The 9,148-nt window shown below is 69.4% G+C and carries 9 protein-coding genes; 5 read left to right on the forward strand and 4 right to left on the reverse strand.

Annotated features, from left to right (window positions below):
* The first annotated feature begins 137 nt into the window (after positions 1-137).
* The 4 genes from FNH08_RS12080 to FNH08_RS12095 all read left to right on the forward strand — a co-directional run bounded on the left by FNH08_RS12080 (position 138) and on the right by FNH08_RS12095 (position 5,448).
* On the forward strand, positions 138-1,457 hold the full coding sequence (locus tag FNH08_RS12080; RefSeq protein ID WP_152771465.1) for an extracellular solute-binding protein: 1,320 nt from the start codon (positions 138-140) through the stop codon (positions 1,455-1,457).
* 126 nt (positions 1,458-1,583) lie between these two features.
* Positions 1,584-2,495 carry a carbohydrate ABC transporter permease gene (locus FNH08_RS12085; RefSeq protein WP_152771466.1) on the forward strand — a complete coding sequence of 304 codons (912 nt, stop codon included), beginning with the start codon at positions 1,584-1,586 and terminating at the stop codon, positions 2,493-2,495.
* On the forward strand, positions 2,492-3,394 hold the full coding sequence (locus FNH08_RS12090; RefSeq protein WP_152771467.1) for a carbohydrate ABC transporter permease: 903 nt from the start codon (positions 2,492-2,494) through the stop codon (positions 3,392-3,394). The genes FNH08_RS12085 and FNH08_RS12090 overlap by 4 nt, the downstream gene beginning before the upstream one ends.
* A gap of 224 nt (positions 3,395-3,618) precedes the next feature.
* Positions 3,619-5,448 (forward strand): hypothetical protein, encoded by a 1,830-nt coding sequence (locus tag FNH08_RS12095; RefSeq protein WP_322724303.1) that lies wholly within the window; start codon positions 3,619-3,621, stop codon positions 5,446-5,448.
* A 73-nt stretch (positions 5,449-5,521) separates the two neighbouring features.
* Here the strand turns inward: FNH08_RS12095 and FNH08_RS12100 are convergent, their stop codons facing one another.
* The 3 genes from FNH08_RS12100 to FNH08_RS12110 are packed head-to-tail and all read right to left on the reverse strand — an operon-like array spanning position 5,522 to position 7,645.
* Positions 5,522-6,238 (reverse strand): nucleoside/nucleotide kinase family protein, encoded by a 717-nt coding sequence (locus FNH08_RS12100; protein ID WP_228034058.1) that lies wholly within the window; start codon positions 6,236-6,238, stop codon positions 5,522-5,524.
* A gap of 32 nt (positions 6,239-6,270) precedes the next feature.
* Positions 6,271-7,071, reverse strand: a complete 801-nt coding sequence (locus FNH08_RS12105; RefSeq protein WP_152771469.1) for a hypothetical protein — start codon at positions 7,069-7,071, stop codon at positions 6,271-6,273.
* Positions 7,064-7,645: an RNA polymerase sigma factor gene (locus FNH08_RS12110; RefSeq protein ID WP_152771470.1), complete on the reverse strand. Its 582-nt coding sequence runs from the start codon at positions 7,643-7,645 to the stop codon at positions 7,064-7,066. Before FNH08_RS12110 ends, FNH08_RS12105 begins: the two co-directional genes overlap by 8 nt.
* Before the next feature lie 144 nt (positions 7,646-7,789).
* Between FNH08_RS12110 and FNH08_RS12115 the strand changes: the two genes are divergently transcribed.
* Positions 7,790-8,230 (forward strand): cupredoxin domain-containing protein, encoded by a 441-nt coding sequence (locus FNH08_RS12115; protein ID WP_152771471.1) that lies wholly within the window; start codon positions 7,790-7,792, stop codon positions 8,228-8,230.
* 124 nt (positions 8,231-8,354) lie between these two features.
* Here FNH08_RS12115 and FNH08_RS12120 read toward each other — a convergent pair.
* Positions 8,355-9,148: cation:proton antiporter domain-containing protein (locus tag FNH08_RS12120; protein WP_228034059.1), on the reverse strand; the 794-nt coding region annotated here is incomplete at its 5' end.

Here is a 9,148-nt window from a genome sequence, read left to right on the forward strand (position 1 = left end):
TGGCCGGGGACCCCACCCGTCAAGGCGATACGGCCGGGCGAGGCCGTGCCCCCGGAAAGCGAAATTTCCTGCAAAATGCACCCGTGCCGCCTCGGCTGGCGCCGTGCTCCGTCCAGTACGACGAAAAGGGATCGAAAATGACCAGTGTGGGTGTGCGGCGCTCCCGCCGACTCGGCGGCGGCATACGTCGCGTGGTTCCCCTCGCTGCCGTGGCCACGGCAGGTGCCCTTCTGCTCTCCGCCTGCGGGTCGGGGTCCGACTCGGGCGGGACTTCCAAGTCGCTGACGTTCTGGATCTCCACGGTTCCGGGGCAGGACGCGGGCTGGAAGAAGATGGTGGCGCAGTACAAGAAGGAGACCGGCGTCAAGGTCAAGCTCGTCAACATCCCCTACGACGGCTACACGACGAAGCTGCACAATGCCGCGCAGGCGAACTCCCTGCCCGACGTGGCGGCCGTGCCGGCGCTGGACCCGATCTGGTCGAGCAAGCTGATCGACCTCAGCTCCATCGCCAACAAGAAGAGCAACAACATCAACGCCAACTTCCTCGCCAAGGACTCGTCCGGGAAGGTGCTGTCCATCCCCTCGGACGTCACCGCGTCCGGCATGTTCATCAACAAGTCGCTCTTCGAGAAGGCCGGCGTCTCCTACCCGACCTCGCCCCAGAAGACCTGGACCTGGACCGAGTTCATCAAGGCGGCGGACAAGGTCCGGGAGAAGACCAAGGCCAAGTACTCCCTGACGTTCGACCAGTCGCCGTCCCGGCTTCGCGCCATGGTGTACGAGATGGGCGGGAAGTACGTCCACGGGGACTCCTCGGGCAAGTTCTCGGTGGACGCGGCGACCAAGAAGGCCGTGAAGTACTTCGTCGGGCTGAACGACGACAAGACCATGCCGAAGTCGGTGTGGACCAGCGGCGCCGACCCGGCGGCCATGTTCCAGAGCGGTGACGTGGTCGCCTACTGGTCCGGCGTGTGGCAGGTGGCCGCCTTCTCGGAGAGCATCAAGAAGTTCGAGTGGGCGAGTGTCCCGACTCCCGCCCAGCCGGTGCAGGCCAGTGACGTCAACAGCGGCGGCATGACGGTGGGCTTCAACAACAACGCCGACGCGGCCGCCGCCGCGAAGGACTTCCTGTCCTGGCTGTACGAGCCGGCCCACTACCAGACGCTGTGCGAGACGTCCGGGTTCCTGCCGGTCGAGAGCGGTCTGAACCCGAAGTACCCCTTCAAGTCCGAGGCGGCACAGGCGGCGTTCAAGCTGTACAACGAGTCGATCCCGCTCTACGACCCGATCTCCGGCTACTTCAACCGCGCGCAGACGAACTGGGTGCTGAAGGGCAAGAGCCTCACCGAGGACCCGACCAAGACGGAGCTCGGCAAGGCGATCAACGGCCAGCAGTCGGCCGACAAGGCCCTGGAAAACATCGTGGCCGGCTACAACCAGCAGGTCGGCGGCTGAGCGTTGGCCGGTGGGCCCGGGCGGCGGGGTCGAGCCACCGCCGCCCGGGTCCACCGGCGCCCACGCGACGCCGGGCTCATGGCCTGAGCCCACAGGAACCCAATCCACCAGCACGGAGTCAGGAAGATGACCAAACGCGCCTCGGACGTGTCCGTGAGCCCGCCCAGGAGACGCAGCAAGTACACCGTCGCGCCGCTCGTCCTCATCGCGGCCAATGTCGTGCTCTTCGCGCTGTTCTTCCTCTGGCCGGCGGTGATCGGGCTCGTCTACTCCTTCACGAACTACACGGGCGTAGGGGCGTTCCAGTTCGTCGGACTGGACAACTACAGCAACCTGTTCGGGGACTCCGTCTTCTACGACGCGATGACACGGACGCTGCTGTACACGGTGCTCTTCGTTCCGCTGAACTTCGTGTTCTCGCTGCTCATAGCCAACGTGCTGGTGAGCAAGCACGCCAAGGGCGTGTCGGTGGCCCGTATCTTCTTCTTCATCCCGTGGCTGCTGTCGCCCATCGTCGTGGGTGTCCTGTGGCGGTGGCTGTTCGGTGAGAACTTCGGGCTGGTCAACTACCTCATCGAGAAGGTCGGCGGAAGTGCCGTTCCGTGGCAGTCGAACGCGGACCTGTCACTGATCGTGGTCGTGGTGGCGGCGTCCTGGGCCTGGACGGGCTTCTCCATGCTGCTGTTCATCGCGGCGATCAAGAACGTACCGACGTCGTACTACGAGGCGGCGGCGCTCGACGGCGCCGGTCCGTGGCGCCAGTTCATCAGCATCACCCTGCCGAGCATCGCGCCGACTTCCTTCATCGTCATCCTGCTCAACACGATCCACGGGATGAAGGAGTATCCGCTGTTCGCCTCCCTCAACAACGGCGGACCCGGAACGTCGAACAACCTGCTGGTCCAGTACATCTACCAGACCGGCTTCAAGTCCGGCCAGATCGGCTACGCGAGCGCCGCGTCGTTCGTGCTCATGCTCATCCTGATGGTCGTCGCGATCATCCAGATGATGGTCAACCGGCGGGTGGAGAACCGATGACAACCACAGACACGCCGCGTAAGGTCGACGCCGATTCCGTACCGGCCCTTTCCAAGAGGCGGCCCCGCAGCGGGCGTAGCGGTGGGCTTCGGCGCGCGGTGCCCGCGACGACACTGCTGTGGGTCCTGGCGGCCCTCTACGGGCTGCCGGTGCTGTGGTTCGTCCTCAGCTCCTTCAAACCGGCGGGAGACCTGTTCTCCCTTCCGCTGACGCTGCTTCCGCACGACCCCACCCTGTCGGGTTACAAGACGGCGTGGGACAGCGCCAACTTCTCCCAGTACTTCATCAACACGACCATCGTGTGTGTGATCGCGACGCTCCTCACGGTGGGAGTCAGCTGCTGCACGGGGTACGCGCTGGCCAAGTACGACAACAAGTGGCTCAAGGTCTTCTTCGTCGGCATTCTGGCCACCACGATGCTGCCGTCCGAGGTCATGCTCGCCCCGCAGTTCCTGGTGGTCCGCGACCTCGGCCTCTACAACTCGCTCGCCGGCATCATCCTCCCGGCCCTGCTCACCGCGACCGGGTGCTTCATGTTCCGCCAGTTCTTCCTGACGGTCCCCGACGAGCTCATCGAGGCCGCCCGCATCGACGGCGCGCGTGAGCTGTCGATCTTCCTGAGGATCATGGTGCCGATCTCCCGGCCCATCATGCTGACGCTCGCCATCCTGTCGTTCCAGTGGCGGTGGAACGACTACATCTGGCCGCTGCTGATGCTCAACGACCCCGAGAAGTTCACCGTGCAGATCGGCATCCAGAGCCTCGTCGGGGCGCAGAACATCAACTGGTCGGTGCTGCTCGGGGGATCGGTGATCTCCATGATTCCGCTGATCGTCGTCTTCCTGGTGTTCCAGCGTTACGTCATGAACGCCGACATCAATGCCGGACTGAAGGACTGACCTTGCTCACCCCGCTCGACCACGAGTTCGTCCGGTCGGCGGCCCGTGCCGCCGACCGGACGGCCGCCTCGCCGGCGGCCGCCCCATCGGTGGACAGGGCCCGCACACACTGACCGTCGCACTGCGCGCCCGTCGGCCCGCACCTGTCGTGTGACCCCGACGACCCACGCCATGGCCAACTCAGGCATGAAGGGCTGATCCCCGTGCACCTCCCGCCCCGTCGCGTGTACCTCCTCCACCAGCGCGGCTCCCTGCACAACCTGCCCGACACCCCCGAGGCATACGACGCCGTCCTCGCCGACGTCACCGAGCAGGCCCTGGCCCGGATGACACCGGAGGGCAACCTCGAACACCCCGACTGCGTGAACGACATCGGCGACACCTCGCTCGGGATCACCTCGCTGCTGGCGCTCGCCTGGCAGCGCGGCAAGGACCCGCGCCTGCCGGAGGCGGTGCGCCGCAGCACGGACTTCCACCTCCGGGAACGCGTCTTCACCGAGGACAACCCCGGCTATCCGAACCTCCGGGTACGCGCCTCGGGCCTGGCGCACGCCCGGTACGTCCTGGAGCCCGGCGCCCACCCCATCGGCGACTGGCCGAGCACGGTGTGGGCGCTGCTCCAGGCGGTGAACCTCCTCGACGGGGCGGAGGGCCTCCTCACCGACGCACAGCGCGCCGAACTGCTGGAGCTGGCCCGCGGCTACTGGCGCTGGCTGACCGAGGCGACCTTCTTCAACCCGCAGGAGGCCGGCAACCAGGCCATCGGCTGCGTGGTCGGCGGTCTCATGCTGGCCCGGCACCTCCCGTCCGACGAGGCCGAGGCGGTGCGCTCGCGCGCGATGAGCCTGTACCTGGACGAGATCCGCGCCCACCGGGTCCGTGACCGGGGTGCGCTGCTGCCCCCGGAGCACGGCGGCGCGTACGACAACAACTACAGTCCGATCTCCCTGTCCTTCCTCGCCCAGGCCCACCTGGTCAGCGGTGAGGAGGTGTTCGCCGAGGACGGGGAGGCCCTGGCCCGCTACCTCGACGCACGGCTGACCAGCGGTGGGTTCGACGTCGGCGGCCCCCGCTACAGCGAACAGCACTCCGCGTTCGAGTCCGTCCTCGGCCTGCGCTACTTCGGCCACCGCGTCGGCGCCGACCTCGGCCGCTACCGCGGTGACACGCGCTGGGCCCGCTACGCGGTCAAGCAGGACGGCGGGATCGACGGCCACTTCGCGTTCATGCTGGTCTGGCAGATCCAGGACACCACCGTCTGGCACCGCACCCCCAGCACGGCCTCCGCCCGCCACCAGCTGCGCGCGGGCACCGTCTCCGTCGCCTTCGACGACCGTATGACGCCGTCCCTGGTGGAGGCGGCGGGCACCTACCTGCTTCCGGCCGCCGTCAACCGCCAGCACGGCTTCGGCCCGGTCACCGACGGCTTCCTGCTGTGCCGCCCCATGGGCGAGGTGCGCGTACGCGACCTGCGCACGGACACGCTGACCGCCAAGCTCGTCACCAAGCCGGTCGTCACCCGCGACCACGTCCTGCGCCACGTCCAGTCCCTGTACGTCACGGACGGCACCCGGATGTGGATGACGGTCTCCGTCGAACACCTCGGGGGCACGCCGCACCTGCTCGCCGGACTCCCGTACGCGGCGGACGACGGCGACCGTGTGCGCAGGATCGACGCGGTCGAGATGGCCTCGGCGGGCGCCCTGCGTCTGACCCACCCGCTCACCGAGGGCCCGGACCACTTCGACGCCCGCTCGGAGACGACCCAGGAACAGGCGGCGTTCGTCCTCGCCGCCGACCCGCGCGGCTACGGCAACCCCGACCAGGGCTGGAGCCACCTCGTGGCCTCCACGGCGTTCGAGGCGGACCCGGCTCCCGGGGCCCCGGCCGACCTGGACGTCTTCGCCGTCCGCTACGGCCCCGGCGGCACCTTCGCTCCCGCCTTCGAGCGCGTCCCCGACGGGTTGGCCGTACGCACCGAGGCGTTCACCGCCGTCATCGGCGACCCGGCGGGCGATGCCCGGGGCGAGCCGGTCCTGACGCTGCACCGCTGACGAGCGGGCGCCGGGTGGGCAGGTGAGCCGACGGGACGGCCGCACGCGTCACCACCCCCCGTCCCCGGCGTCCTCAACCGGCCTCTGCCACCACTTCCGGCAGGGCCGTCGCGGGCACGACCAGGTCCGCCCGGTGCCGTGTCGTCGCCACCAGCTCGGCGTTGCGCTGGTCCGAGCCGAGGACCCAGGCGACCGCGTCGTCGTGGTCCTTGCCGAACTCCTCGTGACGGGCCACGAGCCGCCGTACGCGCTCCGGCTCGTCGAGCTCGCAGAACCAGACCTCGTCGAGCCGGGGACGGACACGCGCCCAGTCCCCGTCCTCCACCAGCAGGTAGTTCCCCTCGGTGACCACCAGCCGGGCCGTGCGCGGCACCGGGATCGCGCCCGCGATCGGCTGTTCCAGGACGCGCTCGAAGCCCGGCGCGTACACGACGTCGTCGTCCTCGTCACGCAGCCGACGCAGCAGCGCGGCGTAGCCGGCCGCGTCGAAGGTGTCGGGCGCGCCCTTGCGGTCCAGCCGCCCGAGCCGGCGCAACTCGACGTCCGCGAGATGGAAGCCGTCCATGGGCACGTGCGCCACCCAGGGCTGCCCGTCGGCGTTGAGCGCCCGGACCAGGTGCTCGGCCAGCGTGGTCTTGCCCGCCCCTGGACTCCCGGTGACACCCAGGAGCGCTCGGCGGCCGGGGCGAACGAGCGACGCGGCACGTTCCACTAGGTCGGTGAACGTCATCGGCGCGGGTCGTTCGCTGGGCGCGGCATCGGGGACGCCCACCTCCGGGTCGAGTGTCATGCCGAGACCGTAAGCCCTTGGAGCAGCTCGGGTCACTGGCCCTGGCGTGCGGCGAAGTGCGCCGTGGCCAGGACGGAGCCGTCCGCGGAGAGCAGCCGGGCGCCGGACACCGTGTCCGGGTCGACCCGCGTGGGGGCTCCCCAGTGCCCTCGGCCACCCTCGTCGAGGGAGAACTCACCGATGCGGATCGACGTGCCGTCCGTACGCTCCAGCCGGCAACTGACCTTGCCGGCCTCGGGGTACGCGTCCCGCGAACCTGCGGCCTCGGACCCGTACACGACCCGGGATCCGGAATCGGAATCGGAATCGGAACCGGAGCCGGAGCCGGATCGGTCCTGGCCGAGGTCGACCGCCATGTAGACCCAGCCGGGAGACCCGGTGTAGGCGAAGACCCGGCCCACCGTGCGCTGGTCAGGGGTCAGCAGTGACGCTTCGAGCAGTCCGTGCTCCGAGCCGACGCCCTCGGAGCTCCGCGAGGAGGGAGCCGAGGCTTCCTCGACGGCCGTACCGACGGCCCAGCCGCCGAAGCCGAACCCGAGGGCGACCGCCGCGGCGGCCGTGACCGCGACGACGGCCCGTGGCCGCCGCCGACGCGCCGCCCGGTTCAGGCCCAGTCCGTCCGCCACCCGGGTCTCGAAGCCGGCGGGCGGCTCGCTGCCCGGCAGGAGAGCGAGCAGTCCGTCGCCGACGAGCGTCAGCCGTTCGACGTGCTCGCGACAGACGGCACAGCGGTCCAGGTGGGTGATGGCCTCGGAACGTTCCTGACCGGAGAGGATGCCCAGCGCCAGCTCCTCGGCGACGGCCCTCAAGCGCTCGCAGTCCCTGTCAGTCATGATCGGCTCGCTCGGGTCCCAGAACCGTCCGCAGCTTCCCCATCGCCGTCCTGATCCGTGTCTTCGCCGTGCCCAGGGGTATGCCTTCGAACTCGGAGATCTGCCGTGCCGTCATCCCGTAGATCCCGGCCATGACCACGGCACGCGCCTGCTCGCTCGGCAGGTCCGCCACCGCGGCCCGCATCCGGGCCGCCGCGTCGTCGGCCAGCGCCCACTCCTCGGGCGTCCGGGTCACGACGCCGAGCAGATCGTCGAGATCCTCGGGGGAGACCGGCGTCGCCCTGCGCGCTCGGACGGCGTCGATCGCCAGGTTGTGCGTGATGGCCCCCAACCAGGTCTTCACCGATCCGCGCCGGGAGTCGTAGACCTGCGCATGACGCCAGGCCCTCTCGAAGGTCTGCTGGGCGATGTCCTCGGCGAGCTGGGGGTCGCCGACGACCGCGATGGCGACACCGAAGACCATGCGCTGGAACCGGCGGACGAACGCGAGGGCGATCTCCGGGTCGCCGGTCGCCATACCCGCCAGCAGCGCCTCGTCCGGGACCCGCCCGAGCGGTAGGCCCAATCTCCGCATACCAGTGGATACGGCGGACCGCGCCGGACGGATTCCCCGGGTTCCACGCGGGATCACGCCCTCCATTCTCCCGCCCGCCGGAAATCCCCTGGCGAGGTCCGCCCGTACCTCTGGTCAGGAAGGTTTCTCACGGAGGGCCGAGACATGGCGACGACGCTCGTGACGTTTATGCGCAGGACCGTCGCGCCCGCGCTGGCCGCCGGAGCACTGGCGGGCATCCTCGTGGCGTGCGGAGACGGAGGCGGAGGCGGTAACGGTGGTGGTGATTCGACAACGTCAGCCACGCAGGTGAACGTGAAGATGACCGACTTCAGGATGCAACTGCCCCAGACGACGCTGAAGGCGGGTGAGTACACCTTCGTCGCCACGAACGACGGCCATCACGACCACGCCATGGAGATCGAGGGACAGGGCACGGAACAGAAGACGCGGACACTGGCACCCGGAGAGTCGGCGAACCTCACCATCACGCTGAAGGACGGCATGTACGAGGTCTTCTGCCCCGTCGGCAACCACAAGGACCTCGGCATGAAGACCGAGCTCACGGTGGGCGGCACCAGCACGAGCGACGGTAGCGGCTACTGAACCTCTATGGGCGCGTCCCGTAAGGGGTGCGGGGAACTGCGCGACCAGCCACAGCAGACCCGCAGCGTCCCCACGACACCAAGTTCAACGGCGCTGATCCCACACAGCGCTCCGAGCGGAGCGGTCACGCATCGGCTAGCCGGGCCTCCTCCAGCTCCGCGACCTCCTCCAGCCGGCCGATGCCCGCGCCGGCGAGGCGGCAGCGGGCCTCGGCCTCCTCGCGTTCGGTGTGGTCGGGTTCCAGGGCGATGCCGGAGCGGCGTACGACCGGGGCCGGCGTGAAGCCCTGGACGACGAGGGTGACGATCACGACCGAGGTGGCCGGCACGAGGACGAGCGGGCGCTCCGTCAGGGTGGCCCCCGCCCGCGTCGCCTCCGGGATGGACAGGGCGGCGGCCAGCGGCACCACGCCCCGGGTGCCCGCCCAGGTCAGGACCATCGGCACCCGCCAGTTCAGGCGCTTCATACCGCCCTTGCGCTGCAGAGCCGCCGACAGCGGCGCCAGCCACAGCATGCGCACGGTGATGAGCGTGCCGGCGATCGCGAGGGCGTACAGGGGCCACGCCTTGTCGCCGTCCGACAGGGCCCGGACCTGCTCCGGCAGTGCGAGACCGATCAGGGAGAACACCACGCTCTCCAGCAGGAACACCACCGTGCCGTACACCGCGTGCAGTTGCAGCCGGATGCGGGCGTTGGTGAGCCGGTCACCGCGACCGCCGAGAACCACGCCCGCCACGACGACGGACGTGACGCCGGAGGTGCGGGCGGCCTCGGCGACCACGTACGCGGCGTAGGGGGTGACCAGGGCGATCACCGTCTCCAGGACGGGGTCCTCGGTGCGCCGCCGTATCACCGAGACGACACCGGCCAGCGCCCCGCCGATGACCGTTCCGCCCCCGGCCAGCAGCAGGAACTCCC

Source organism: Streptomyces spongiae (assembly GCF_009377185.1).
Classification (GTDB): domain Bacteria; phylum Actinomycetota; class Actinomycetes; order Streptomycetales; family Streptomycetaceae; genus Streptomyces; species Streptomyces spongiae.